This window comes from Rufibacter radiotolerans (assembly GCF_001078055.1).
In the GTDB taxonomy this organism is placed as follows: domain Bacteria; phylum Bacteroidota; class Bacteroidia; order Cytophagales; family Hymenobacteraceae; genus Nibribacter; species Nibribacter radiotolerans.
In genome coordinates this window covers 38,404-63,149 of record NZ_CP010777.1, presented here as the reverse complement: position 1 = coordinate 63,149, position 24,746 = coordinate 38,404, and the positions used below count along the sequence as shown (strand labels likewise).

Below are 24,746 nucleotides of genomic sequence, written 5' to 3'. Positions count from 1 at the left end.
CCCTTTTGTCATCCTGAAAGGATCTTGGTAGCGAACGGCAGTAGCGCTTCTCTTCAGCCTTTCTAGCTCGCCCACAAGTTCCTTTCAGGATGACAGGTGAGTGAGGTTTCAAGTCAATCTGTTTCAGGCCTGTTTTCTGAAAAACAGGCCTGAAACGCTTTGTTTACGCGATAACCGATTCCGCCTTGGTGAACACAGCACCAGGAGCCGTAGCAGCTTCAGGATGTTTCACGTGCCACTCAAACTCCTCACGGAAGTGACGAACGGCGGCGGCTACCGGCCAGGCGGCGGCGTCTCCCAACGGACAGATGGTATTTCCTTCTATCTGCTTGGCAACGCTCACTAACAGGTCAATATCATGCATGTGGCCGTGGCCATGCTCAATGCGGTGCAAGACTTTCTCCATCCAACCGGTTCCTTCACGGCACGGGCTGCACTGTCCGCAGGACTCATGGTGGTAGAAACGGGCCAGGGTCCAGGTGTGGCGCACAATACAGGCCTGGTCATCCATCACGAAGAACCCACCGGAACCCAGCATGGTACCCGTGGCAAAACCTCCGTCAGAGAGAGACTCATAGGTCATGAGACGGTCTTCGCCGTTGGCGGTCTTCAGGATCAGATCCTTAGGCAGAATGGGAACCGAAGAACCTCCGGCAATCACCGCTTTCATGTCGCGGCCTTTCCAGATGCCCCCACAGTATTCGTCTGAGTAGATGAATTCCTCCACGGTAATTCCCATCTCAATCTCGTACACGCCGGGTTTGTTGATGTTTCCGCCCGCGGAGATGAGTTTGGTACCGGTGCTGCGTCCTACCCCAATTTTGGCGTATTCGGCGGCGGTGTTGTTCACAATCCAGGGAACAGTGGCAATGGACTCCACGTTGTTCACCACGGTTGGGCAGCCATAAAGCCCCCACACCGCCGGGAAAGGTGGCTTGTTACGCGGGTTTCCGCGCTTGCCTTCCAGAGATTCCAGCAAAGCCGTTTCCTCACCGCAGATGTACGCGCCCCCACCCGGGTGCACGTGCAGGTCAAGGGAGTAACCGCTACCCAGGATATTCTCACCTAAAAAACCGTTGGCATAGGCCTCCGCGATAGCTTTCTCCAGAATGCGCAGCACATACATTAACTCACCCCGGATGTAGATATAAGAGGTGCGGCAGCCTAGCGCGAAAGAAGACGTGATCATGCCTTCAATCAAAAGGTGCGGCAGTTTCTCCATGAGGTACCGGTCTTTGAAGGTACCGGGCTCAGACTCATCTGCGTTGCAAACCAAATAACGCGGCTTGCCTTCTGGTTTGGCCAGAAAGCTCCACTTCATACCGGTAGGGAAACCGGCGCCGCCACGTCCCCTCAGGCCAGAAGCTTTCACCTCTTCCACAATGGCCTCTGGGGTCATGGTTTTTAAGGCCTTCTCTACCGAGGCGTAGCCGCCGTGCTTGCGGTACACGTCAAAGGTTTGGATGCCTTCAACGTTAATATGTTCAGTTAATAATTTTCTTCCCATGGTTTCCTTACGGTTGAGGCTTTCAGGTCTTCCAGCATCTGGTCAGCGCTGGTGGCATCCAGGTTCTCGTAGAATTGTTCACGTACCTGCAGCATAGGGCCGGTGCCGCACGAGGCCAGGCATTCCACGGTCTTCAGGGTGAAGTGGCCATCTGCGCTGGTCTCTCCTACTTTGCAGCCCAGACGGTGTTCCAGGTGCTCAATAAGTTGGTCTGAACCGCGCAGCATGCACGGGCCCGTACGGCAAACTTCCAGCACGTGGTGGCCTACCGGCTTCAGGTTGAACATGGTATAGAAGGTGGCTACCTCATACACCTCAATGGGCTGTATGTTCAGGATTTCAGCCACTTTGTCCATTACCTCGGGGCTTACCCACCCGCCAAACTCCGCTTGCGCGATGTGCAGGATAGGCAGGATCGCCGATTTCTGGCGGTCTGCGGGATAGTGGGAAAGGTAGCGCCGGATCTCGGCCATGGCCGCCTCCGAGAACTGTACTTCTTTCTTATTTACGGTTTGATCCATTTGGTCAATGGTCGGTATAAAGCTGCCCTGCGGCAGGCTTGGGAAAAATCTGTTTCGTATTCAGGACCGGCTAGGCGTCCAGCTCGCCGGCAATCACGTTCATGCTGGACAGAATCACAATCGCATCTGACAACTGCGTGCCCACCACCATTTCTGGGTATGCCTGGTAATAGATAAAGCAAGGTCTTCTGAAGTGCAGACGGTACGGCGTGCGGCCGCCGTCAGACACCAGGTAGAAACCAAGCTCGCCGTTTCCGCCTTCCACGGAGTGGTACACCTCGCCTACCGGCGCGTCAATCTCGCCCATCACAATCTTGAAATGGTAGATCAAGGCTTCCATGTTGCGGTATACCTCCTGCTTAGGCGGCAGGAAGAACTCAGGGGCATCAGCGTGGTACGGTCCTTCGGGCAGGTTGTCAATGGCCTGCTGAATGATGCGTAAGCTTTGCCAGATCTCCTCGTTTCTCACCATGAAGCGGTCATAGGTATCGCCTTTGGTACCTACCGGAATATCAAACTCAAAGTCCTGATAAGAAGAGTATGGGTTCATGACGCGTACGTCATAGTCAACGCCGGCGGCTCTCAGGTTAGGACCCGTGAAGCCGTAGTTCAAGGCGCGCTCTGCCGTGATGGGGCCCACGCCTTCCACGCGGTCCACAAAAATGCGGTTGCGGTTGAACATGGTCTCAAACTCGGTCATTACGGCCGGGAACTCCTTCAGGAATTTCTTGATTTTTTCAATAGCCAACGGAGAAAGGTCACGCTCCATGCCCCCAATTCTACCCATGTTGGTAGTGAGGCGGGCACCGCAGATCTCCTCATATATCTCATAGATCTTCTCACGCTCCTGGAACACGTACAGGAAGCCCGAGAAAGCCCCTGTGTCCACACCCAGAATGGAGTTACACACCAGGTGGTCGGCAATACGGGCCAGTTCCATCACAATCACGCGGATGTACTCAGCACGTTTGGGAACGGTCACCCCCAGCAGCTTCTCCACCGTCATCCACCAGCCCATGTTGTTGATGGGCGAGGAGCAGTAGTTCATGCGGTCTGTAAGCGGGGTAATCTGGTAGAATGGCCGGCGCTCTGCTATCTTCTCAAAGGCGCGGTGAATATACCCGATGGTGGGCACCCCAGACACGATCCGCTCACCGTTCATCTGCAGAATGTTCTGGAAGATGCCGTGGGTGGCGGGGTGCGTAGGACCTAAGTTCAGGGTGGTTAACTCCTGCACGTAGGTATCGGTGGTATTTATTTCGGTGGTCTGTTTGACTAAATCCATGTTGGCACTTAGTAGTAAGCAGAAACGCCAACGGCCTTGTCTGTGAAAACAAAGCCGGGCGCTGTCCTTATTTTATCTTCCGAAGAAGGTATTGATTTTGTCTTCGCGGGTCTGGTCTTCCAGCGGGAACTCCTTGCGCATAGGGAACGCCTCCATCTCGTCCACATTAAGAATGCGGTTAAGGTTAGGGTGGCCCTCAAAACGGATACCGTAGAAATCCCAGGTCTCGCGCTCCATCCAGTTGGCGGTCTGGTACAGGTTAGTGGCAGTGGGCACCACGGCGTCATCTTCAGAGAAGAAGATCTTGATGCGCAGCCGCACGTTGTGCGTAAAACTGTGCACCAGGTACACCACGCCCAGTTCCTTGCCTTTGTTGTCTGGATAATGGATCCCGCACATGGTGGTCAGGAACTGGAACTTCAGGAACTCATCATCATACAGGGCCTGTAGCATAGGGATGATATGCTCACGGGTAGTGGTAACGGTCACCAGCCCGTAAGGCTCCTGGATATCAAACACCTGGTCGCCAAACTTCTCTTGAAGCGACTGTACCAGGAGTTCGTTGGTTAGATCGGCCATGCCTTATTTAATGTTGTAAGAAGCCAGTAATGCTTGATATTCTGGGGAGTTACGGCGGCGCAGTGACTCATTCTCGGCCAGGTCCTGGATACGCATTAAGCCGTCCAGGATCTGCTCAGGGCGCGGCGGGCAACCCGGCACGTACACGTCTACCGGAATGATACGGTCAATGCCCTGCAGCACGCTGTAAGAGTCAAAGATACCACCGCTGGTAGCGCAGGCGCCTACGGCGATCACCCACCGGGGCTCAGCCATCTGCTCATACACCTGTTTCACCACGGGGCCCATTTTCTTGGCAATGGTACCCATCACCATTAAAAGGTCTGCCTGGCGCGGCGAGAAGCTGGGACGCTCAGACCCGAAACGGGAAATATCATAGTGCGAGCCCATGGTGGCCATGTACTCAATACCGCAGCAGGACGTGGCAAACGGCAAAGGCCACAAAGAGTGCTTCCGGGCCAGGCCCACCACTTTCTCAAAAGAAGTAGCAAAGAAACCAGATCCTTCAACGCCCTCCGGCGTTTCAGCCATTATAATATCGCTTTTGTTATCGCTCATGAGTTAGTTTCGCTTAGTTTTCAGAAAAACAGGCTAGAATCGCCTTCTTTCTAAACACCTTATAGCTTATAAAAGTTTGCTGCGCATCGCGGAGAAATCCATTTCTACTCCCACTTAAGAACGCCCTTCTTGATTACGTAGTAGAACCCGGTCAGGAGCAGTCCCATGAACAGGAGCATCCAGACAAAGCCGTCTATACCCAGCGCCCTGAAGTTCACGGCCCAGGGGTAAAGGAAGATTACCTCCACGTCAAAAAGTACAAACAGAATGGCAATAAGAAAGTATTTGATGGAGATAGGAGCCCGGGCATCGCCTTTGCTCTCAATACCACATTCCCAGGAGGCGTCTTTCACCTTGCTGTGGCGCTTGGGGCCAATGTTGTGGGTCACCACCATGGCGAAGACCACAAAACCCAGCGCCGCCAGAAATTGGATCACGATGGGGAGGTAATCGCCGGGAAGATATTGTGTAGGAACAGTAGTTTCCATAGATTAAACAAATTTTGCACAAAATTAGGCACTTAAACCTAAGATTCAAACTAAAAAGAAGAATGGTATTGGCTTGTGGGCCTTTAACATTTCAAACGAACGATTGTTCTGCTTATTTTGCAAATCAGGCACTATGAAACCGATTCGATTTAAAAAAATCAAAAATAAATAGCGTTAGTCGTAATAAATTCTAAAATTTAAACACTTATTGAAATAAGTACTAAAGTAAGCGTTCAAGGCGCCAACAGATGTCCCTCCATCTGGCACCTGCCCTGCTTACTTTATAGTAAGTTTTCTTCTAATTGAAAAAGCCCGGTTATCTTAGCCGGGCTTTTTCTGTTCCCGGGGGGTTTGGGTGCTGGGGCGCTTCTCCCTACCTTTGCCCTCTGCCCCATAACGGCCCAGTATTTGCTTTGGGTCTGGGAGCCTATCATTCAACTTATGTCCATGACCAGAAAACACTTATTTGCCTTCTTCCTGCCTTTACTACTTCTCTTGGCCTTTGCCCCAAAACTGAAGAAAGTGACGGTAGCCAGAAACGTGACCCTGTCCATACCTCAGACCTTTGACGTGATGCCCGATGACGGTATTGCCCGCGAGTACCCGGCGGCCCGCAAGCCCCTGGCCGTGTACACCAGCCCAGACGGACAGGTAGACATCAGCGTGAACCAGCGCCCCAGCACCTTCCCTACCAATGACATCACCATCCTGCTCCCTTTCTACAAGGCGTCTATCCAGCGCATGTTTACGGAGGTGCAGTTCCTGCGCCAGGAGAAAAAGACCATAAACGGCCGAGATTTCCTGGTCTATGAGTTTGTCTCTACCGTGCGCGATGAGCGCAAGAGCCGCAACATGGCGCCGGTGCGCAAGTACACCTACATCCAGTACACCTTTCTGAAGGACGAGATGCTCATCTTCAGCTTTAACGCCCCGGTGCAACTGCAGAAAGAGTGGCAGGAAACCGCCCAACAGGTAATGGCCAGCGCCCACGTCAAGTAAGGATTCCTGTTTTGGGGCCGTTTTCCGTAAAACAGCCCCAAAACGCATTTTGTAACATTGCAGAACGGGTGGCAGTAGAAAAGAGCCACCCGTTTTCATTTTATAAACCCCAACCCAGTGCTTAGCATCCATTCAGATGAACACTTCATGCGCGAGGCCTACAAGCAAGCGCTCTACGCCCAGGAAGAGGGCGAGATTCCTATTGGCGCCGTGGTGGTCTGCCAGAACAAGATTATTGCCCGCGCCTACAACCAAACCGAGAAACTGAACGACGTGACCGCCCACGCCGAAATGCTGGCATTTACCGCCGCCGCCAACCACCTGGGCAACAAATACCTGCATGACTGCACCCTGTACGTGACCGTGGAACCCTGCGTGATGTGCGCCGGCGCCAGCTACTGGAGCCAGCTTAAGCGCATTGTCTACGCCACCAATGATGAGAAACGCGGCTACCGCCGAACCGGCGTGAACCTGCTCCACCCCAAGACCGAACTGGTCACCGGCATACTGGCCCACGAGTGCGCGCAATTGATGAGTGACTTTTTTAGAGCCAAAAGAATTTAGTTTATCTTTGGCCTGTTCCGTATGTAAAGACAGAACCTTATATTTTCTAACCTATAACACAAAAAACTATGGCATTTGAACTTCCGCAACTTCCGTATGCGTATGATGCGCTTGAGCCGCACATTGACCGTCAGACCATGGAGATCCACCATACCAAGCACCACCAGGCCTATACCACTAACCTGAACAATGCTATCCAGGGCACGGAGAAAGAAAACCAGTCTATTGAGGAGATCCTGCGTGACGCAGCCAAGACCCCGGCCATCAGAAACAACGGCGGCGGGTACTATAACCACAACCTGTTCTGGACCATTCTGAGCCCTAACGGCGGCGGTCCGGCTACCGGTCCAGTGGCCGAGGCCATTGACAAAGCCTTCGGGTCTTATGACGCATTCAAAGAGGAACTGACCAAATCTGCCACCACCCGCTTTGGGTCTGGCTGGGCCTGGCTGTGTGCCGTAGAAGGCGGTTCTGTACAGATCTGCTCTACCGCCAACCAGGACAACCCGTTAATGGAAGGCGTTGACTCTTGCGGCGGCGTTCCTATCTTAGGCATTGACGTGTGGGAGCACGCGTACTACCTGAAATACCAGAACCGTCGTCCAGAATATATCGCCTCTTTCTTCAACCTGATCAACTGGGATGAAGTAAATCGCCGCTACGCCCAGGCCAACGGCTAAGCAATAGTTGCTAATATATTCTAATGCCTCACCTGAAAAGGTGGGGCTTTTTTTGTGCAATGACTTTACCCTCCCCCACGCCAGGCCTTGATTTGTGCATTGCGCTTTAAGCCTGTTTTCCTGAAAACGGGCTTAAAGCGCCTTGACCGGAAACCGGCTATCCCTGGGGTGGCTACAGGATTTTAGCGGATAAAATTGTAATATAGTGCCTTCACTATTCACAGGTCTTTATGGAGTTGCTTCTGCTTTTGGTGCTGGTGGTACTGGTCATCTGGTTTGGCAACCGGATAAGCACCGACGTAAGGCTGCATCGCCAGGACCTGCACCTCCTGCAGGAAGAACTGGCCCGGCTACGGGAACAGATGCAACGCCCCTCTAGAGAAGGAGAATCGGGCCCCGCCCGAAGTGTCTCCCCTGCTCCACTTATTACGCCTGAAGCCCCGGCAGTCCCGGCTCCTGCGCAGCCTTTGATTGTCCCTTCGCCGCCAGTTACCGCGGCCCCTCCGAAACCAGAGCCGGTGCCGGAAATTCCCGCCATGGCGGCTTTCAAGGCCGCAGAAAAGCCTTCGGTTTTTGAGGAATTGGAGCAAGAACCTGCCAAACCTTCTTTCTTCTCCCGCACCCTGGACTGGGAGAAATTCATTGGCGAAAACCTGATCAATAAGCTGGGCATTGCCATTCTGGTGCTGGGCATTGGGTTCTTCGTGAAGTACGCCATTGACCAGGACTGGATCAACGAGATAGGCCGCGTGGCCATTGGGTTGCTGGCGGGCGGGGCACTGCTGGCCGTGGCGCATAGGTTACGCAGGGAATATAAGGCTTTCAGTTCGGTGTTGATTGGCGGCGGCATGGCGGTGCTGTATTTTACCATCGCCATTGCTTTTCATGAGTACCAGATTTTCAGTCAGACGGTGGCGTTTCTCTTGATGGTGGGCATTACGGCCTTTACCATTTTCCTGGCTATTGCCTATGACCGCATGGAGCTGGCGGTGCTGGCCTTGATTGGCGGCTTCGGCAGTCCGTTCATGGTGAGTACCGGCGAGGGGAATTACGTGGTGCTGTTTGTGTTCATTCTGCTGCTGAACGTGGGCATTCTGGTGCTGGCGTACTTCAAGAAATGGAACCTGCTCAACGTCATTGCCTATGTGTTCACCATTATCCTGTACGGCAGCTGGTTTGGCACCCGGGTGGTAGACACGCCCACGGCCCCGTTTGTAGGCGCATTGGTGTTCGCCACCCTGTTCTACCTGGTGTTCTTTCTGATGAACATTATCTACAATGTGAAGGAGCGCCGCCGGTTTACCGCCCCGGAGATCATGATCCTGCTGAGCAATACGTTCTTGTACTACGCGGCGGGCATGTACGTGATGTACCACCTCGCCGGGGGCGACTACAAAGGGCTGTTCACCATTCTGCTGGGTGTTTTCAATTTTGCGTTTGCCTTTGCCTTGTACCGCAGCAACCGCGTTGACCGCAACTTGGTGTACCTGCTCATTGGGCTGGTGCTTACGTTCCTGAGTCTTTCGGCGCCTATTCAGTTGGAGGGAAATTACATTACGCTGTTCTGGGCGCTGGAGGCGGTGCTGTTGCTGTGGCTTTCGCAGCGGTCGGGCATTACGCTCATCAAATACGCCTCTATGCTGGTGCTGGGCCTTATGCTGGTGAGCCTGATGATGGACTGGATGGAATACACCCTCTCCCGCGAAGGCCTGCCTCTGCTTCTGAACAAGCTCTTCATCACGGGCATCGTGTCGGTGGCGTCGGTGGCAGGTACCTGGTGGCTGCTGCGGAAGGAGAAACCGGGCGCGCTGCCCGGCCGTCTCCTGAAAAACTACCGCACCCTCATAGGCCTGCTGTTCGTGTTTTTGCTGTACCTGGTACTCCTGCTGGAGCTGCAACACCAACTGGAGCACTCCAGCCTGAGTCCCGATGCGCAAATTATCTTCCTGGGCTTCTTCCATTTCCTGTACCTGCTGGGGCTGCTCTGGCGAGCGCACCGGTTAGCGCCGCCTATCTATGCGCGGGCCGCCATGGCCCTTTCCTTAGTGGCGGTGCTGGCCTACATGACCAACCTGCAGCCGGCCACCACGCACCTCCGGAACGGCTATTTGTTTCCCCAGACAGAAACATTAGCAGCGTTTCTGAGTCATTATTTACCGCTGCTCACGCTATTAGTGGTCATGGCCGTGGTGCTGCGGCGTATTCAGAAAACAGACACGTTTACCAGCCTTTTAGGCAAGATTAGTCTGTGGCTGGCCAGCGCGGCGGCGGTGATTCTCCTGAGCTTTGAGTTGGAGCACCTGTGGCTGCTGGCGGCCCATCCTTCCTCTGAGCTTCTGTACCACACCCAGCGGCAGGTCTACAAAATTGGCTTCCCTATTCTCTGGGGCGTATGTTCATTTGTCTTGATGGTCCTGGGCATGGCCCGAAAGCTGAAAACCCTAAGAATTATCTCGCTCACCCTGTTTTCGGTGGCGCTGCTCAAGCTGTTTATTTTTGATGTGCGGGATATGTCTGAGGGCGGGAAGATTGCCGCGTTCATCTGCCTGGGCGTGCTGTTACTGGTGATTTCGTTCATGTACCAGAAACTGAAAAACATGATCCTGGAAGATACCCCTCCTCAAGACAAACCTTCAAGCTCTTTATCCCATGAAGCGTAAGCTGCTGTTTCTTTTGGTGGGGTGTTGCCTGCTCTGGCAGCAAGCCGAGGCGCAGGACTTTTCCTGGCAGGCCCAAATACTGCCCGCCACGCAAAAAGGCTACCACCGCCTGCTGCTTACCCCAGAGATCATAGGACGTCTACAACCGGGCCTGGAAGACGTCCGGCTCTTCAACCAAGCCGGCCAAACCGTGCCCTATCTGCTGCGTGCCGAGGTGCCCGTGCAGTACAAGCGCCTCTTCAAGCCCTACCAGATTCTGCGCTACACCCGCCGACCTGGGGGCATGTCTGAGGTGCTGGTGCACAACCCGCAGCAGCGCGCCATCAACAATATCAGCCTGCTCATCGGCAACGCCGAAGTAAGGAAACAGGTCTCTTTAAGCGGCAGCGATGACCAGCAGAACTGGTACGTGCTTAAGGAGCGGGATTGGTTGTACGCCATCCAGAACACCCAGCGCACCGCCGAGGTGAAACTGCTGGACTTCCCGCTGAGCAAGTACCGGTATTTCAGGCTGCAGCTGAATGACTCAACCAGCGCCCCGCTCAACATCCTGAAAGCCGGCTACTATGACACCTATTCAGAAGCCGGAAAGTATACCCGCATCCCGGTCTTGTCTTTCTCCCGCAAAGACAGCGCTGGCACCCATATTACCTACCTGCGCCTGACGTTCGGGCAGCCGGTGTACCCAGACCAGGTTGCGGTGCACATTTCAGGGCCTGATTTCTACCATAGGCCCGGAAAGGTAGTGCTGGGCAAAAAACGGGTGTATAACCGCCGGGGCAAACCAAGACGCCGCCGCTCGCGCCTGCAGGAAATCTCGGTGCCGTTGTTGCTTAGTTCCAACGCCCCGGCTTTGGTAGATTTTCCGCGCCAGCGGGTAGAAGAACTGGAGCTGCAGATTGAAAACGGAGACAGTCCGGGCCTGACCATTGACTCAGTGCAGGTGCTGCAGCTTAACCGCTACCTGGTGGCCTCTTTAGACTCCGGGCAAACCTACACCCTACGGTACGGCGATGAAAAACTCTCGGCCCCCAACTTTGACCTGGCTTACTTCCAGGACAGCATCCCGCAAACTCTCCCGCTCTTGATTCCAGAGCAGGCAAAGGCCCTCAAACTTAAAAAAGCCCCGGGGTCGCGCGGGTCTAAGCTGCTGATTTGGGCAGCCATTGCGCTGCTGGCGTTGGGGTTGGGGTATATGACGGTAAAGTTGCTACGGGATATGGAGAAGAAGAAGCAGGGATGAGAAAGAAAACTTTGCTCGCTTTCACTCTTTTCTTTTCATGCTATGCCTTTGCACAAGAGCCATTTATCATCATCCAAGAAGACGATGGCTATCCGTTGAAGGGGCCTAGAAGGTATTTGGCAGTGGACCAGCAAAATGAAATTAACTTCCAGTTAGGCAAGAGAATTGCGGCAGGGAGTCTCTTAATACAAAATGGCAAAATTGATTCTCTGCTTTTAAACCCCGAGGATTCCTATACCTACTATCTCATACCAGATGCAGCAGGTCCGGTGATAGTTCAGGCTGAAGTTTGCACTCAGGGACAAAAGAGCTTCAAGACTGAAACCAGCACATTTGAGGCCATAGTTACGCCACTGGTGGAAGTACGGCTTTTGAAAAATGAGTACGCCAAACACCAAAGACTACGTTTTGGCTTATTTGACAAAAGCACAGGTAAACCACTTCCTAAGCGTTACCGTGCCGGCGGATTTTTCGATGTTGAGGTGTATGATAAGAAAGGTACCGTTGTAGCAAGGGCACCCATGCAATCGGGTACTACCATTTTTCTTACTCCCTTTCCTGAGCCTATTCCAATAGAAGAAGGCCACTTTATCAGATTCTCCTTTCCTATCAGAGATTTTAAAACAGGTATCTTATTTTCCTCTGCAGAAGTAGTGCATACTTTTTAAAGCGTTTTGAGCCTGTTTTTCTAAAAACGCCTCAAAAACAGCCAGTCCCGCTCCCATTGCTTCTGTTTTTTCAGTAGCTTACTCCATCAAACACCCTATACCAAGCTAACACAACATGCAACACCTTTCACCCGCGCGGCTTTTCAGGCAGTGCCTGCCCCTTTTGTTGGGCGGCCTTACGCTGCTGGCCCCCGTTACCGCTGAGGCCCAGAAAAAAGAGAAAAGTAGCAAATCCTCTAAAACCAAAAAAGGCTCCCAGGAGCTTTACCCAGAAAAACTCTATAGCGGCCTTACTTGGCGCTCCATAGGGCCTTACCGAGGCGGCCGGTCCGGCACCGTGACCGGCGTACCCGGCCAGCCCAATCTGTTCTATTTCGGGGCCACCGGCGGGGGCGTGTGGCGCACCAAAGACGGCGGCTCCAGCTGGGAAAACATTTCAGACAAATTCTTCGGGGGCTCTATTGGCGCCGTGGCCGTAAGCGAGGCAGACCCTAACGTGATCTACGTGGGCGAAGGCGAGAAAACGGTGCGCGGCAACGTGTCCTCGGGCTTTGGCATGTGGAAATCAGTGGACGCGGGGCAGACCTGGCAGCACATCGGCTTGAAAGACTCCAAGCATATCCCAAGGGTACGTATTCACCCTAAAAATCCAGACCTGGTGTATGCCGCGGTGCTGGGCAATATCTACGCACCCAATGAGATGCGGGGCGTGTACCGCTCCAAAGACGGGGGCAAGAACTGGGAGCGCGTTCTGTTCGTGAACAAGGAAGTAGGCGCCTTTGACCTGATCATTGACCCCGTGAACCCGCGCAACCTGTATGCCACCACCTGGCGCATGCAGCGCACGCCGTACAGCTTCTCCTCAGGCGGGGCTGGTTCCGGTATCTGGAAAAGTACTGACGGCGGCGACACCTGGAAAGAGATTTCCCGCAATACCGGTCTGCCGAAGGGCACCTTGGGGATCATCGGCGTAGCCGTTTCTCCGGTGAACAACCAGCGCGTGTGGGCCATGGTGGAAGCCGAGGACGGCGGTCTGTTCCGGTCTGATGACGGCGGCCAGAACTGGGCCAAGCTCAATGATGACCGTAACCTGCGCCAGCGCGCCTGGTACTACACCCGCGTGACCGCAGATCCTAAAAACGAGGACGGCGTTTACGTCATGAACGTGAGTTACCACCACTCCACCGACGGTGGCCGCACCTTTAAAAGTTACAACGCCCCCCACGGCGATCACCATGATCTCTGGATTGCCCCAGAAGACCCCAAGCGCATGATCATAGCCGATGACGGCGGCGCCCAGGTAAGCTTTGACGGCGGCCAAAACTGGAGCACCATGGACAACCAGCCTACCGGCCAGTTTTACCGGGTAGTAACGGATAACGCTTTCCCGTACCGCATTTACGGCGCGCAGCAAGATAACTCTACCCTTAGAATTGCGCACCGCACCACCGGCCGCAGCATTGGCATTCATGACTGGGAAGAAACGGCGGGCGCCGAAAGTGCTCACCTGGCCGTGAACCCCAAAGACCCGGAGATTGTGTACGGCGGAAACTACGGCGGCTTTTTGGCCCGCGTAGACCACAAGACCGGCTTTGAGCGCACCATCAATGTGTGGCCAGACAACCCTATGGGCCACGGCGCCGAAGGCATGAAATACCGCTTCCAGTGGAACTTCCCTATCTTCTTCTCGCCGCACAATGCTAACCGGTTGTATACCACCTCTAACCACGTGCACGTGACCACCAATGAAGGCCAGAGCTGGGAAGTGATCAGCCCTGATCTGACCCGCAATGACAAGTCTAAACTGGGGCCGTCCGGTGGACCTATCACCAAAGACAACACCAGCGTGGAGTACTATGGCACAATCTTCGCGGCCATGGAATCTCCGGCGGAGGAAGGCGTGATCTGGACAGGTTCTGATGACGGTCTGGTGCATGTGACCCGCGACGGCGGAAAGTCTTGGAACAACGTCACGCCCAAGGCGCTGCCCGAGTGGAGCATGATCAACAGCGTGGAGCCGCACCCTACCCAGAAAGGCACCATGTATTTTGCCGCCACCCTGTACAAGACCGGCGATTTCCAGCCGCTGCTTTTCAAGACCACAGATTACGGCAAGACCTGGACCAAGATCACCAACGGCATACCGGCCACCCATTTCACTAGGGTAGTGCGCGTAGACCCTAAACGCCCCGGCTTGCTATATGCGGGCACCGAGTACGGCATGTACGTGTCATTCAATGACGGCGCCAACTGGCAGAAGTTCCAGCAGAACCTTCCGCTGGTGCCCATCACCGACCTTACCATTAAGGAGGACAACCTAATTGCCGCCACCCAAGGCCGAAGCTTCTGGATCATTGATGACCTGACCCTGCTGCACCAGCTTACCCCTGCCATTGCCAGTAGCAAGTTCCATCTCTACAAGCCCATGCCATCTTACAAGATGAACGGCGGCAACATGGCTAACACCAAGTTTGAGGGCCAGAACCACCCCGGCGGCGTGATGGTGCATTTCTACCTGCCCACCGCCCCAGATACCACCTCCAAAATGACGTTGGAGATTCTGGAGAAAGACGGCAAGCTGGTTAAAAAATACACGTACGGCGCTAAAGAGGCCGCCAGCAAACTGGACGCCAAAGAAGGCCTGAACCGTTTTGTCTGGAACATGAGTTACCCAGAGGCCTCCAAGTTTGAAGGCATGATTCTGTGGGGCGGCGGCACTCAGGGCCCAAGGGCTATTCCGGGCACCTACAAGGCGCGCCTCACCGTGAACGGCCAACCCCAGGAAACCGAGTTTGAGATCCTGCAGGACCCGCGCAGCAAGACCCCGCTGGCAGATCTTCAGGCCCAGAAAACGTTCCTGCTACAGGTGCGCGACAAACTAACCGAGACCAACGACGCTATCAGCAAAATACGTGAGGCCCGCACCCAGATCAACACCGTCACCTCAAGGTTCCAGGGCCAGGAGAACATGAAAGACGTGCTGGAGGCGGCCAAGGCAATGAACAAGAAAATGACTGAAGTAGAGGAAACGCTGTACCAGACCAAGAACCGCAGCGGCCAGGATCCCTTGAACTTCCCCATCCGGTTGAACAACAAACTGGCTAACCTGGCCTCGCAGGCCTCAGTGGGCGACTTCAAGCCTACAGACCAGATGTATGCGTTCCAGAAAGAAGTAACGGCCCAGATAGATGCCCAACTGCAGAAACTAAACCAGGTCTTCACTACTGACCTGCCGGCCCTCAATCAGCTTATCAAGAGTAAGAACGTAGACGCTATCATGCTTAAAGACAAGAAAGAGACGAAGTAAAGAACCTAGCCTTCTTTCCTAAGCTCAATGCACCTTTTGAACTCCCGCCGCTGTGATAGCGGCGGGAGTTCTGTTTTAGGCCCGTTTTGGCCAAAACGGGCTTAAAACAGAGAATCATCACCTGGAACATTGGCAGAGACATTAAAGAACCACTATCTTGGAGGATTCACCTTCTCCATATATGAAAGCCTTCTTCCCGCTCCTGTTTATTTGCCTGCTGGGCCAAGCCGCCCTGGCGCAGAAAACACCTCCTAAAAAAGCCGCTCCAGTTAAAACTGTTGCCGTTCCAGATTCTATGAAAATAGATTCGGTGCAGGTGGAATATGTGCGCACGGAGCCCAATGCAGACTTGTGGGTATTGCACGGCGACCGCCTGAATGTGCGGGTAAAAGCACAGCCTGGCCTTAAGGTAAGTCTCTGGAACCAACACCCGCTGCAAGAGCTTCCGGCGGCGCAGAACAAAGGTGTGGCCGGACTGTATGTGGGTTCTTATATTGTGCAGGCGGCAGACAAGCTCAAGGACCAGTTTCTGGAGGTACTGGTAGATGACACCACCACTGTGTTTACCGCGGCCACTCATTATTCTACTACCAAGGTTACTATTCTCAATCCGGCGCAGCCCATTTACGGACTCACCAAAACCAATACCGCTTATATGAACTATGGCCTGGGCGAAGATCGGCTGGGTGGCGCCAAGATGGGTTTCCTGGATTCACTAGTGCGGGTGCAGGTAACCGGTAAAATGGGCCGTGATTACCGCATTAAACTCTCTAACACGCTCAATGCCTATATACCCGTGCAGCAGGTGCAGTTGGAAGGCCCGTCTCTCTACACCGGCGAGAGCCTGACCAGTTCCTGGAGCGTGACCGGCGATGATGCCAACGGTAAGTATGACTACGTGCGCGTGGCCGTGGGCCAACGGCTGCCTTACACTTCTTACATGGAAGTGAGTCCGTCAAGGATTGTGGTGGATATCTACGGCGCCGTGTCAAACTCCAATTGGATCACGCAGCACCGCACCTTAAAGGAAGTCACCAATGTGCAGTACCAGCAAATTTCATCAGACGTGTTTAGGGTCACCATTGACCTGTGCCACCCGCAGGCCTGGGGCTACAGCGTAGGCTACCAGGGCAACTCGTTGGTCATTAAGGTAAAGCGGCAGCCGGAGAAACTGAAGCTCAGGCACCTCACCATTGCCGTAGACGCCGGCCACGGCGGTACCAACAACGGCGCCACCGGCAAAACGGGCATCCCCGAAAAGGAAATCACACTTAAGATTGCCCAGCAGTTAAAAAAGGAACTGGAGAAAAAAGGTGCCAAGGTGATCATGACCCGCGAGGCCGATGTGAGCGTGGACAACTCCGCAAGGGTGCAAACGCTCAGGCAGGCGCAGCCAGACCTGCTGGTAAGCATCCATGTGAACTCGGCGGGCCGGCCCGAGGTGAAAGGAACCAGCACCTATTACCGGCACCTGGCGTTCCGGCCGTTGTCACAGGCTTTATACAAAGAGGTTCTGAAACTGGATTTAAAGGAATTCGGGAACATTGGTGGCTTCAACTTCGCCCTGAACGCGCCCACCGAGTTCCCCAACGCGCTGGTGGAAACCGCGTTCGCGTCTAACCCCGAAGATGAGCAGAAACTGATTAACCCAGATTTCCAAAAAGACATGGCCGAGCAAATACGCAAGGGGCTGGAGTTGTTCCTGAAGCAGACGACCAAACGGAAAAAGTAGACCCCCAGCGGCTAAGGGCTTGTTCTCCAGAAAAATAGTAGTATATTCACTTCTCACTAAACCAAACTACTATCTAACAAACAATTATCACATGGATAACACAGCTACCAACGACTCTTTTTTCTCTGACATCTATGAGACCTCTGCCACGGTGGAGTATGCCGGCTTCTGGATTAGACTTGTGGCTTGGGTGATTGATGCCTTCGTCCTGGCTATCCCTAACTGGATCATCAGTGCCGTTTTCATGGGTGGCACGGCCCTGGCCACCGACCTGGAGAACAACCCCTATGCCATGATGGCGGCCATGTCTGGCTCTATAGGCCTCACCTCTTTAATAAACCTGTTGTATAAGTCTATCCTGGAAAGCTCTTCCTGGCAGGCCACCATTGGCAAAAAAGCCTTGAACCTGAAAGTAACCGATGAGCAAGGCCACCGGATTTCCTTCTTACGGTCTTTGGGCAGAACCCTGGCTACTTTTATCTCTGCCTTTATTTTGTTTATTGGCTACATCATGGCGGCATTTTCTTCGCGCAAGCAAGCCTTGCATGATAAAATTGCCAGCACGCTGGTGGTGAAAACCCGCTAGAAAGCCCTCTTGCGTCTTTCTTTAAAATTATTTTCTAACCCGAAGCAGGACTCTATCAGAAGCGCTTCTTTTACCAGTACTAGTATGTCAATGATTAAAGAATTCAAGGAATTTGCCATGCGTGGCAACGTGATCGATCTGGCAGTGGGTGTGGTCATTGGAGCCGCTTTCGGGAAAGTGGTTTCCTCGTTCGTAGATGACATTCTCATGCCGCCCCTAGGGATAATGCTAGGCGGGGTTGACTTCAAAGACCTGAAAATGGTTTTAAAGCAAGGTGCCGTTGATGCCGAAGGCAAAATCACAGACGTGACCCTTAACTACGGTAACTTCATCCAGAGCCTGGTAGACTTCATGATTATCGCGTTTGCCATCTTTCTGATGATCAAGCTGATGAACACCCTTAACCGCAAGAAAGCGGCGTCACCGGGTGTACCGCCGGCCCCTACCAAAGAAGAAGTGCTTTTGACTGAAATCAGAGACGCTATACGCACTAAGCCGGTTGTGTAAGCAAAACCCGTTTTAGGGCTTATTTCCTAAAAACAGGCTAAAAACAGAAAGCGCACCTTTTGGGGTGCGCTTTCTGTTTTAACGGAGAGTACTTTCAGCTTAGGCTTCTTCCTCTTTCTTGTCTTTGAGTGCCAACTGCCCGCAGGCGGCGTCAATGTCTTTGCCCCGGCTGCGGCGCACGTTCACCTGCACCCCGCGGTCTGCCAGGTAGCGCATGAACGGCTCCAGGCGGTCGTCCTCAGATTTTTGGAACATGCCGTCGCCAATAGGGTTGTACTCAATGATGTTCACCTTGCAGGGAATGAGCTTGGAGAACTCCAGCAGCTCCTTGGCATCGTCAATGTTGTCATTGAAGTGGCTGAGCAAAATATACTCGTAAGTGACCTTGCGGCCAGATTTGTTGTGGTAATACACCAGCGCGTCTTTGAGGGCCTCCAGGGAGTTAGTCTCATTGATGGGCATGATCTCGTTGCGCTTCACGTCATTGGCGGCGTGCAGACTCAGGGCCAGGTTGGCTTTGATGCCGTCATCGGCCATCTTCTTGATCATCTTGGCAATACCGGCGGTAGAGACCGTAATGCGGCGCGCGGCCATGTTGAGGCCGTCTGGCGCGGTAATGCGCTCAATGCTCTTCATCACGTTGGCGTAGTTCAAGAGAGGCTCGCCCATACCCATGTACACAATGTTGGTGAGCGGGCGGTTGTAATTACTTTCGGTCTGCTCCTTTATGCGCACTACCTGGTCATAGATCTCATCGGCGTTGAGGTTTCTAATGCGGTCCATCTTGCCGGTGGCGCAGAAAGAGCAGGTGAGAGAGCAGCCCACCTGGCTACTCACGCAGGCAGTCATCCGCTTAGGGTGCGGAATAAGCACGCCTTCCACAATGTTGCCGTCATACAGCCTGAAGGTAGACTTGATGGTATAGTCCTCGCTCATCTGGCTGGTGTTCACCTCTACCGTGTTAATGGTGAAGAAGCGCTCCATTTTCTCCCGCAGCGGCAAGGCAATGTTGTTCATTTCTGTGAAAGAAGTGGCGGTAAGTTTCCAGATCCACTCATAGACCTGCTTGGCGCGGAAAGGCTTCTCGCCCTGCTCCACCATCCAGGCTTTGAGCTGGTCCAGGGTTAGCTTTCTTATATCCTGCTTGTTCAGGATCTCTATATCTTGGATCAAAGGCATACTCATACCACAAAGGTACAAAATATCTTACGCTTTAGTTTCCAGACGCTGCAGGGCTTCCTGGGGCACCGACTGTAATTTGCGGGCGGTGTAGTCAAAGCACAGCATACCGGTCTTGGCCTGGGCTATTTCTTTGCCGTTTTGGTTGGTGAGCCTATACACCAGATCAAACCCGTACTTGTTAAACTCCGTGGCCTGTACCTGCACCGTGAGCGTATCTCCGTAGAAACCTTCGCCTTTGTAGACAATGCCCACATCGGCCATGATCAACCCGGCTCCACCGAAATCCATCTCTGAATATCCGTGCTGTTTTAGAAACCTTACACGGGCCTCATGCAGCAAACTCAGTAGGGCGTCGTTGCCCAGGTGCCCGCCGTAATTGAGGTCGCTGATTCTGATGGGGAGCTCGGTCTGGAAAGAGAAATGCGCGGGGAGGTCTATTTTGATGCGGGCCACTTTATTTAATTAAGAATTAATAATTACGAATCAAGAATGGGAAGATAAGTGAAAGTGGTGAATCACGTGAAGTATAGGAAAGCGTTTTAAGGCTGTTTTGGGGAAAACGGGCAAAAAACAGCCCCAGCTCTTTTCAGAACCGGGGCTGCCTCTATTGGGGTTTGCTGATGTTACAGCTTGGTGATTTTCTTGGTGCGCACCCCGGCTTTGGAATGGATCTGCAAAATATAGGTACCTGCAGGCAGGCCTGCGATATTGATTTCCTGCTCTCCGGCGCTTCTGCTGAGTTCGGTGCTGAGCAAGGTCTTGCCCGCCAGGCTTACCACTTTCACCAAACCTCCGGTGTTCTGATCCAGTTTAAGAGAGAATCTGTCCTGTACGGGGTTAGGGTACACTTGCGCGGCTAACTGCAATTCCTCTTTAGCAGAAAGAATAGCCTGAAAGTTGCTGAACACAATACGCTGGTTGTTTTTATAAGTCTTGGAAGTTTTATCCCACGCTTGATAAATGAGTTCTGTTAATTTATCACCATCATAGGTGTTGGCATATTTACTGCCAGAGGTCACAACCCACTGCCCCGCGGTGTATTCCTCCTCTTGCATTACAACCAGGTTCTTGTGGCTATCAAACTGCATGGTGGTCCTTTCATCAAACACCCAGTTTTGGTTGCTGAACTCCTCAGTAGTGATAACATAGCTGTCGTTAGCACTATAGGTAGTGCTCTGCCGGAAATAATTCACCCAGTTACTTCCACTGGGGTTTTGAACTAAGAAGCTTCCTGGTTCTTGACCTACAAAAAGGCCGAAATAGTTTTTTGACGCAATGGTTGACGCATGCCACTGGATATCTATTACCTGCCGTAAAGTCACCCAAGCTTCACCTTGTTTTGCTTGTAGCAATACAGTAGTAGGCGGTTGGGTTGCATTGGTGTATTGGTAGACGAATTTCAAGTTGGGAACCCATGCATTATTTTCCCAGTAGTAAAAGGCTTCACTCTCTATATTACCAGACGCATTATAGGTGTATTCATACTTTTCATTGCTTACCCAGGCCTGCCCGTTGTAGTACTGACTCACATATTGCGTGAGTTTGTTATTAGTATACGTATAAGTTGACTTTGAACCTCCCTTTAAAACCCATGCATTATTAACCCATTGGTATGATAATGCCTCTGTTTCATTGCCCCGGCTATCAAAGGCAAAGGTGGTGCGACTAAAATTTACGTTTTCAAAAGGATTGATGCCTTTCTCCTCAATTAGGCGCCCCTGGGCATCATATATTAACTCATACTTGATGTCCAGATCCCATGAGTCATACATCCACATATACACGGTCGCATTACGGGGTTTCCAGGTTTCCCCAGTCCGTAGGCTTGGCGGACCAACGGTGCCAAAGGTTTTCAAGTTAAGTGCTTTGGTAGTTTCTCCTTTTCTGGCCGAAATACCGGAAGGGTTACTTTTTCTTCCGCCGGCAAAGCTGGCCAAGGTTAAAATCAGAAATAGGATACTGAGTACAAATACTTTGTACCAAATGGGGGCTATGTTCTTTTTGTAAAATTTAACCATAGTTTTTCCTTTAAGGTCCTTCTTTTTAGTAAATATTTTCTTGGTAAATTTTTATTTTTCAAACTTACTGAATATACAACAAGGCTAAATACTTACTATTAAGTAATTTACTAACCCATAAGTACTTACCAACCCCTATTGGCCCTATTCATAACAATTTCATACTTTAGGGTCCATTATCGAAGAAAATACCGTGAATACACCTGCCCTGCAAAAAGGAGATACCGTTGGCATAGCTTGTTTAGCCCGAAAAGTAAGCCTGGAAGACATTCAGGATGGAGTACGGTTGCTGGAAGCCTGGGGGCTGAAGGTAATATTGGGCCAAAGCGTTGGGGCCGAGGACGGTTACCTAGGCGGGCCCGATGCCTTGCGCACGGCAGACTTCCAACAGATGCTGGACAATCCTGAGGTAAAAGCCATTTTCTCGGCCAGAGGCGGCTACGGCACCACCCGCATCATTGACCAGCTAAACTTCAGCAGTCTGAAAACCAACCCTAAATGGGTCATTGGTTTCAGTGATGTGACGGCTATGCTTTGCCACCTGCACGCGCTGGGCCTGGAGAGTGTGCATGGTACCATGCCGCTGCTCATGGGTAAGCCAGACACCCAGGAAGCTGATGAGTCTTTACGCAGAATTCTTTTTCAGGAGCCCCTTTCCTACACTATTCCGCCAACCCCTCATAACGTACTGGGTACTTCCACCGGCCAACTGGTAGGCGGTAACCTTATCCTGCTGGACACCATTACCGGCACCGCCTCAGACATAGATTACGCAGGCAAGATTCTGTTTCTGGAAGATGTGGGAGAGCATTACTACAACCTTGACCGCGTACTGGTGCACCAGCGCCGCCTGGGCCGTTTGCAGAAATTGGCCGGCCTGGTGGTTGGGCAATTCTCAGACATGAAAGACACGGCCGTGCCCTTCGGGAAGGACGTGCCCCAAATTATTCTGGAGCATTGCGGCCCCTACGGCTACCCCATCTGCTTTGATTTCCCGGTAGGGCACGTAGACCGGAACCTGGCTTTGGTGGTGGGCCGGGAGGCTACGCTGCAGGTCACCCAAGAAGGCGGCACACTTACATATACCTCCTCCCTTTCCTAAAACCTTTCTCAAAATAGAGATGGTGTAAGCGATCACTGGTGTCGGGAGTTGGATTGGTTTATCCTTAACCTTCTTTTTATTCATTTCCCTCTTTTCCTTCTGTCCTTTCTCTTCCTCTCTGTCATCCTGGAAGGATCTTGGTAGCGAACGGTAATGGCAGTAATTAACCGCTACTGCCGTTTGCCCACAAGGTCCTTTCAGGATGACAAAATAAAATAAAAAGGAAGGTTAGTATTCAATCAGGCATACGAACACCAGCGGACGCTTGCGTCATGAGAGCCGCTATTACCTGAAAGATTTCGGCAAAAAGCCAATTAGCCAATTCCTGCGTTTACCTAGCAGCAACCGCCGCCGTCATAGAAGAAAGTAGAATCAGTGATGAACAGGTCCTGGCGGTTTAAAGAAGCCAAGGCGCCGGCGGTCTTGTCACAGACGGCCAGGGGCTGGTTGTTGAGGAGCACGTGGCCTTTCTGGTCGTCCAGGTATTCCTGGTCCCCGAAGTAGAAAGCTGTTTTACCGGTGAACACGCAGGGGCCATCGGCGGGCATGGGGTCTTTGATGGCGCAGACCTCAACGCTCTCAATAAAAACCAGTTTATCGGTCTTATACTGACCAGGGGCCAGCACCCGGTAAGGCCTCCGGGCCCTCACCTCAATCGTCCCGAAGCCCACATCCGTGAGGGCCTTGATGTATTCCTGCAGGGGAAGGGCGCCGCTCAGGCATAGGGCTCTAAGGCGGCTGTCTTCCGTCAGGTTAGCGGGCATGCCCCCGTCACAGATGGGATCTGAGAGGATAAGGCGGCCGTTTGGCTTTAATACCCGGTACATTTCTTGCAGCGCCTTTTTCAGGTCATCGGTCTTGAAAATATTGAACAGGCAGTTCTGGGCGGCCACGTCTATGCTTTCGTCTTCTACCGGCAACTCCAGGGCATCGCCGTGGCGCAGTTCTACAAAATCAGATTTGAACCAGTCGTTTTCTTTTTCGGCTAGCTTGAAATTCTCTTCGCTGGCCTGCAGCATTTCATCTACCACGTCTACGCCAATCACGCCGCCCGCCTGCCTATTAAAATAAGCGAACTGCAGAAGCTCCATTCCGCCCCCAACGCCCACGTAAAGAATTTTAGGGTTGTTCACCAGGTCACGGGGGTGTACTGTACTGCCGCAGCCATAATTCATTTGCTGCATCCTTTTAGGTATAGACAGCCCGGGCAGCTGCCAAATAGGGGTGGTGGTGCAGCAAAGCCCCACATCTGGTGTTAAAGCGGCATCACGGTAAAGATCTTGGGTGGTAGAATGATATGACATGCGAAAAAGTAAATTAAGAGGGAGTTAGCTTCTCCTGGAAAGCAGTTATAGAAAACAAAAGCCTGGCTTTTACGCGCTCCCTTGGGGAAGTTCTGACCAGGCTAAGGTCAAAGGACTATCTGTTAAAACAGGCCAGGACACTTACGGAGTGTATAACCAATAGGGATCGTTTTTGTTCTAGCCAAAGCCAAAAAAAGCCGTTCCCCGGATATTTTCCAGAAAACGGCTTTACGGCAGCTTTTATTTTAGTTTCCTATTTCTCGGTCATCACCACGTGCAGCAGGGTCTGTCCCACGGCCTTTAAGGTATTGCGGTCAATGACATCCATATTATCTGTATGCCTATGGTGGTACGGCCCAAAGAACCCGTCTGGGCTGGTGGGGTCATAGGCGATAATGTCTATCATTCTGATGTTGGTGTGCTTGATCACGTAGGTGTGGTCATCGGTGATGCCCGGGCTATCCACAAACGGGAAGTAGTCTGAGTAGCCAATTTTCTGGGCCGTGCGCCACACTTTCTCCACCACATCACCGGCATAGGCGCGGCTGGTCTCCTCACGGGCGAAGCGGGCGTTTTTGGCGCCTACCATGTCCAGCAAGATACCGTAGTTAGCCGAATAGCCTTTAGGCAACAGGTTCTGCGCCCAGTACTGGGAGCCCAGGCACCAGGTGTCTTCCTGGTAAGGGCCGGTATTGTCAGGTTGACCGTAGTCTTCGCCGTCAAACAGCATGAGGTCTACCCCCACGTTCTCTGGCAAGGGGTTAGCCTGCAACTGCCGGGCAATCTCCAACAAAACCCCTACCCCGCTGGCCCCGTCATTGGCACCGTCTATGGGTTTGGTGGGGTTCTTAGGGTCCTTGTCGGCTACGTGGCGGGTGTCCCAGTGCGCGGCTAGCAAAATGCGCTTGCTAGCCTTAGGGTTGATCTGCCCCATAATATTGCGCAGGTTTAGGACCGTGCCGTTATAGGCCTTGGCCGTGAAGGACTGCACCAGCACATTGGCCCCGTAGCCTTTCAAGGTAGTAATCAGGTAATCGCCGGCGGCCTCATGAGCGGGCGTGTTGGGTACCCGCGGCCCAAACGAGACCTGCTTCTGCACAAACTGGTACGCCGAGTCAGCGTTAAACGAGGGAACATTCACGGTGGCCGCCTCCGCAGTAGTAGTTTCCCCGACCGGGCCCGTTTCCTGTTTGGCAGATTTGTCGCAGGCGGGAAGGCTGGCGGCTAAGATGAGCCCAAAGGCCAGTGTTTTCATA

Annotated in this window: 22 protein-coding genes; 11 read left to right on the top strand and 11 right to left on the bottom strand. The window is 52.8% G+C overall.

The genetic code is table 11. The annotated features are described in order from the left end of the window. Window positions 1-163: 163 nt before the first annotated feature. From nuoF to TH63_RS00195, 6 genes are all read right to left on the bottom strand, one after another. On the bottom strand, window positions 164-1,507 hold the full coding sequence (nuoF, locus tag TH63_RS00220) for an NADH-quinone oxidoreductase subunit NuoF (RefSeq protein WP_048919150.1): 1,344 nt from the start codon (window positions 1,505-1,507) through the stop codon (window positions 164-166). Then, window positions 1,489-2,028, bottom strand: a complete 540-nt coding sequence (locus TH63_RS00215; protein WP_076606374.1) for an NADH-quinone oxidoreductase subunit NuoE family protein — start codon at window positions 2,026-2,028, stop codon at window positions 1,489-1,491. Before TH63_RS00215 ends, nuoF begins: the two co-directional genes overlap by 19 nt. Window positions 2,029-2,098: 70 nt before the next feature. Further along, entirely contained in the window at window positions 2,099-3,313 is a 1,215-nt protein-coding gene (gene nuoD / locus TH63_RS00210) for an NADH dehydrogenase (quinone) subunit D (protein WP_048919149.1), read from the bottom strand. A gap of 72 nt (window positions 3,314-3,385) precedes the next feature. Beyond that, window positions 3,386-3,892 carry an NADH-quinone oxidoreductase subunit C gene (locus TH63_RS00205; RefSeq protein ID WP_048919148.1) on the bottom strand — a complete coding sequence of 169 codons (507 nt, stop codon included), beginning with the start codon at window positions 3,890-3,892 and terminating at the stop codon, window positions 3,386-3,388. 3 nt (window positions 3,893-3,895) lie between these two features. Continuing rightward, window positions 3,896-4,450, bottom strand: a complete 555-nt coding sequence (locus TH63_RS00200; protein ID WP_048919147.1) for an NADH-quinone oxidoreductase subunit B — start codon at window positions 4,448-4,450, stop codon at window positions 3,896-3,898. Between the two features lie 104 nt (window positions 4,451-4,554). Further along, on the bottom strand, window positions 4,555-4,938 hold the full coding sequence (locus TH63_RS00195; RefSeq protein WP_048919146.1) for an NADH-quinone oxidoreductase subunit A: 384 nt from the start codon (window positions 4,936-4,938) through the stop codon (window positions 4,555-4,557). 447 nt (window positions 4,939-5,385) lie between these two features. Here TH63_RS00195 and TH63_RS00190 point away from each other — a divergent pair, with 447 nt between their 5' ends. From TH63_RS00190 to mscL, 10 genes are all read left to right on the top strand, one after another. Next, window positions 5,386-5,937, top strand: coding sequence for a hypothetical protein (locus TH63_RS00190; RefSeq protein WP_076606558.1), 552 nt, complete (start codon window positions 5,386-5,388; stop codon window positions 5,935-5,937). A 117-nt stretch (window positions 5,938-6,054) separates the two neighbouring features. After that, window positions 6,055-6,501 (top strand): nucleoside deaminase, encoded by a 447-nt coding sequence (locus TH63_RS00185; protein ID WP_231583517.1) that lies wholly within the window; start codon window positions 6,055-6,057, stop codon window positions 6,499-6,501. 68 nt (window positions 6,502-6,569) lie between these two features. After that, the gene (locus TH63_RS00180; RefSeq protein WP_048919143.1) at window positions 6,570-7,181 is read left to right on the top strand and encodes a superoxide dismutase; all 612 of its coding nucleotides are present in this window, start codon (window positions 6,570-6,572) and stop codon (window positions 7,179-7,181) included. A gap of 230 nt (window positions 7,182-7,411) precedes the next feature. Then, a complete protein-coding gene (locus tag TH63_RS00175; RefSeq protein WP_053093710.1) occupies window positions 7,412-9,841 on the top strand; it encodes a DUF2339 domain-containing protein in 2,430 nt (809 codons plus the stop codon). Next, window positions 9,831-11,084: a hypothetical protein gene (locus TH63_RS00170; protein WP_048919142.1), complete on the top strand. Its 1,254-nt coding sequence runs from the start codon at window positions 9,831-9,833 to the stop codon at window positions 11,082-11,084. Before TH63_RS00175 ends, TH63_RS00170 begins: the two co-directional genes overlap by 11 nt. Continuing rightward, window positions 11,081-11,752, top strand: a complete 672-nt coding sequence (locus TH63_RS00165) for a hypothetical protein (protein WP_048919141.1) — start codon at window positions 11,081-11,083, stop codon at window positions 11,750-11,752. Before TH63_RS00170 ends, TH63_RS00165 begins: the two co-directional genes overlap by 4 nt. Window positions 11,753-11,867: 115 nt before the next feature. Then, window positions 11,868-15,059, top strand: coding sequence for a WD40/YVTN/BNR-like repeat-containing protein (locus TH63_RS00160; RefSeq protein ID WP_048919140.1), 3,192 nt, complete (start codon window positions 11,868-11,870; stop codon window positions 15,057-15,059). A 181-nt stretch (window positions 15,060-15,240) separates the two neighbouring features. Next, on the top strand, window positions 15,241-16,791 hold the full coding sequence (locus TH63_RS00155; RefSeq protein WP_048919139.1) for an N-acetylmuramoyl-L-alanine amidase: 1,551 nt from the start codon (window positions 15,241-15,243) through the stop codon (window positions 16,789-16,791). Window positions 16,792-16,882: 91 nt separating this feature from the next. Then, window positions 16,883-17,377 (top strand): RDD family protein, encoded by a 495-nt coding sequence (locus TH63_RS00150; protein WP_048919138.1) that lies wholly within the window; start codon window positions 16,883-16,885, stop codon window positions 17,375-17,377. Window positions 17,378-17,461: 84 nt separating this feature from the next. After that, entirely contained in the window at window positions 17,462-17,884 is a 423-nt protein-coding gene (gene mscL / locus TH63_RS00145) for a large-conductance mechanosensitive channel protein MscL (RefSeq protein ID WP_048919137.1), read from the top strand. A gap of 99 nt (window positions 17,885-17,983) precedes the next feature. Here the strand turns inward: mscL and rlmN are convergent, their stop codons facing one another. The 3 genes from rlmN to TH63_RS00130 form a co-directional block, all read right to left on the bottom strand. Continuing rightward, the gene (gene rlmN / locus TH63_RS00140) at window positions 17,984-19,063 is read right to left on the bottom strand and encodes a 23S rRNA (adenine(2503)-C(2))-methyltransferase RlmN (protein ID WP_048919136.1); all 1,080 of its coding nucleotides are present in this window, start codon (window positions 19,061-19,063) and stop codon (window positions 17,984-17,986) included. 27 nt (window positions 19,064-19,090) lie between these two features. After that, window positions 19,091-19,519, bottom strand: a complete 429-nt coding sequence (locus TH63_RS00135) for an acyl-CoA thioesterase (protein WP_048919135.1) — start codon at window positions 19,517-19,519, stop codon at window positions 19,091-19,093. A 170-nt stretch (window positions 19,520-19,689) separates the two neighbouring features. Continuing rightward, a complete protein-coding gene (locus TH63_RS00130) occupies window positions 19,690-21,003 on the bottom strand; it encodes a T9SS type A sorting domain-containing protein (protein WP_197088606.1) in 1,314 nt (437 codons plus the stop codon). A gap of 274 nt (window positions 21,004-21,277) precedes the next feature. Here TH63_RS00130 and TH63_RS00125 point away from each other — a divergent pair, with 274 nt between their 5' ends. After that, window positions 21,278-22,186 carry a S66 peptidase family protein gene (locus TH63_RS00125; RefSeq protein ID WP_048919133.1) on the top strand — a complete coding sequence of 303 codons (909 nt, stop codon included), beginning with the start codon at window positions 21,278-21,280 and terminating at the stop codon, window positions 22,184-22,186. A 335-nt stretch (window positions 22,187-22,521) separates the two neighbouring features. Here the strand turns inward: TH63_RS00125 and arsM are convergent, their stop codons facing one another. Continuing rightward, window positions 22,522-23,490: an arsenosugar biosynthesis arsenite methyltransferase ArsM gene (gene arsM, locus TH63_RS00120; protein WP_048919132.1), complete on the bottom strand. Its 969-nt coding sequence runs from the start codon at window positions 23,488-23,490 to the stop codon at window positions 22,522-22,524. Window positions 23,491-23,743: 253 nt separating this feature from the next. Next, window positions 23,744-24,745, bottom strand: a complete 1,002-nt coding sequence (locus TH63_RS00115; protein ID WP_048919131.1) for a M28 family peptidase — start codon at window positions 24,743-24,745, stop codon at window positions 23,744-23,746. Window position 24,746: the final 1 nt, after the last annotated feature.

Excerpts from the sequence above, each read along its gene's own strand:
- nuoF (WP_048919150.1), bottom strand. The coding sequence starts at position 1,507 with ATGGGAAGAAAATTATTAACTGAACATATTAACGTTGAAGGCATCCAA.
- TH63_RS00215 (WP_076606374.1), bottom strand. The coding sequence starts at position 2,028 with ATGGATCAAACCGTAAATAAGAAAGAAGTACAGTTCTCGGAGGCGGCC.
- nuoD (WP_048919149.1), bottom strand. The coding sequence starts at position 3,313 with ATGGATTTAGTCAAACAGACCACCGAAATAAATACCACCGATACCTAC.
- TH63_RS00205 (WP_048919148.1), bottom strand. The coding sequence starts at position 3,892 with ATGGCCGATCTAACCAACGAACTCCTGGTACAGTCGCTTCAAGAGAAG.
- TH63_RS00200 (WP_048919147.1), bottom strand. The coding sequence starts at position 4,450 with ATGAGCGATAACAAAAGCGATATTATAATGGCTGAAACGCCGGAGGGC.
- TH63_RS00195 (WP_048919146.1), bottom strand. The coding sequence starts at position 4,938 with ATGGAAACTACTGTTCCTACACAATATCTTCCCGGCGATTACCTCCCC.
- TH63_RS00190 (WP_076606558.1), top strand. The coding sequence starts at position 5,386 with ATGACCAGAAAACACTTATTTGCCTTCTTCCTGCCTTTACTACTTCTC.
- TH63_RS00180 (WP_048919143.1), top strand. The coding sequence starts at position 6,570 with ATGGCATTTGAACTTCCGCAACTTCCGTATGCGTATGATGCGCTTGAG.
- TH63_RS00175 (WP_053093710.1), top strand. The coding sequence starts at position 7,412 with ATGGAGTTGCTTCTGCTTTTGGTGCTGGTGGTACTGGTCATCTGGTTT.
- TH63_RS00170 (WP_048919142.1), top strand. The coding sequence starts at position 9,831 with ATGAAGCGTAAGCTGCTGTTTCTTTTGGTGGGGTGTTGCCTGCTCTGG.
- TH63_RS00165 (WP_048919141.1), top strand. The coding sequence starts at position 11,081 with ATGAGAAAGAAAACTTTGCTCGCTTTCACTCTTTTCTTTTCATGCTAT.
- TH63_RS00160 (WP_048919140.1), top strand. The coding sequence starts at position 11,868 with ATGCAACACCTTTCACCCGCGCGGCTTTTCAGGCAGTGCCTGCCCCTT.
- TH63_RS00155 (WP_048919139.1), top strand. The coding sequence starts at position 15,241 with ATGAAAGCCTTCTTCCCGCTCCTGTTTATTTGCCTGCTGGGCCAAGCC.
- TH63_RS00150 (WP_048919138.1), top strand. The coding sequence starts at position 16,883 with ATGGATAACACAGCTACCAACGACTCTTTTTTCTCTGACATCTATGAG.
- mscL (WP_048919137.1), top strand. The coding sequence starts at position 17,462 with ATGTCAATGATTAAAGAATTCAAGGAATTTGCCATGCGTGGCAACGTG.
- rlmN (WP_048919136.1), bottom strand. The coding sequence starts at position 19,063 with ATGCCTTTGATCCAAGATATAGAGATCCTGAACAAGCAGGATATAAGA.
- arsM (WP_048919132.1), bottom strand. The coding sequence starts at position 23,490 with ATGTCATATCATTCTACCACCCAAGATCTTTACCGTGATGCCGCTTTA.
- TH63_RS00115 (WP_048919131.1), bottom strand. The coding sequence starts at position 24,745 with ATGAAAACACTGGCCTTTGGGCTCATCTTAGCCGCCAGCCTTCCCGCC.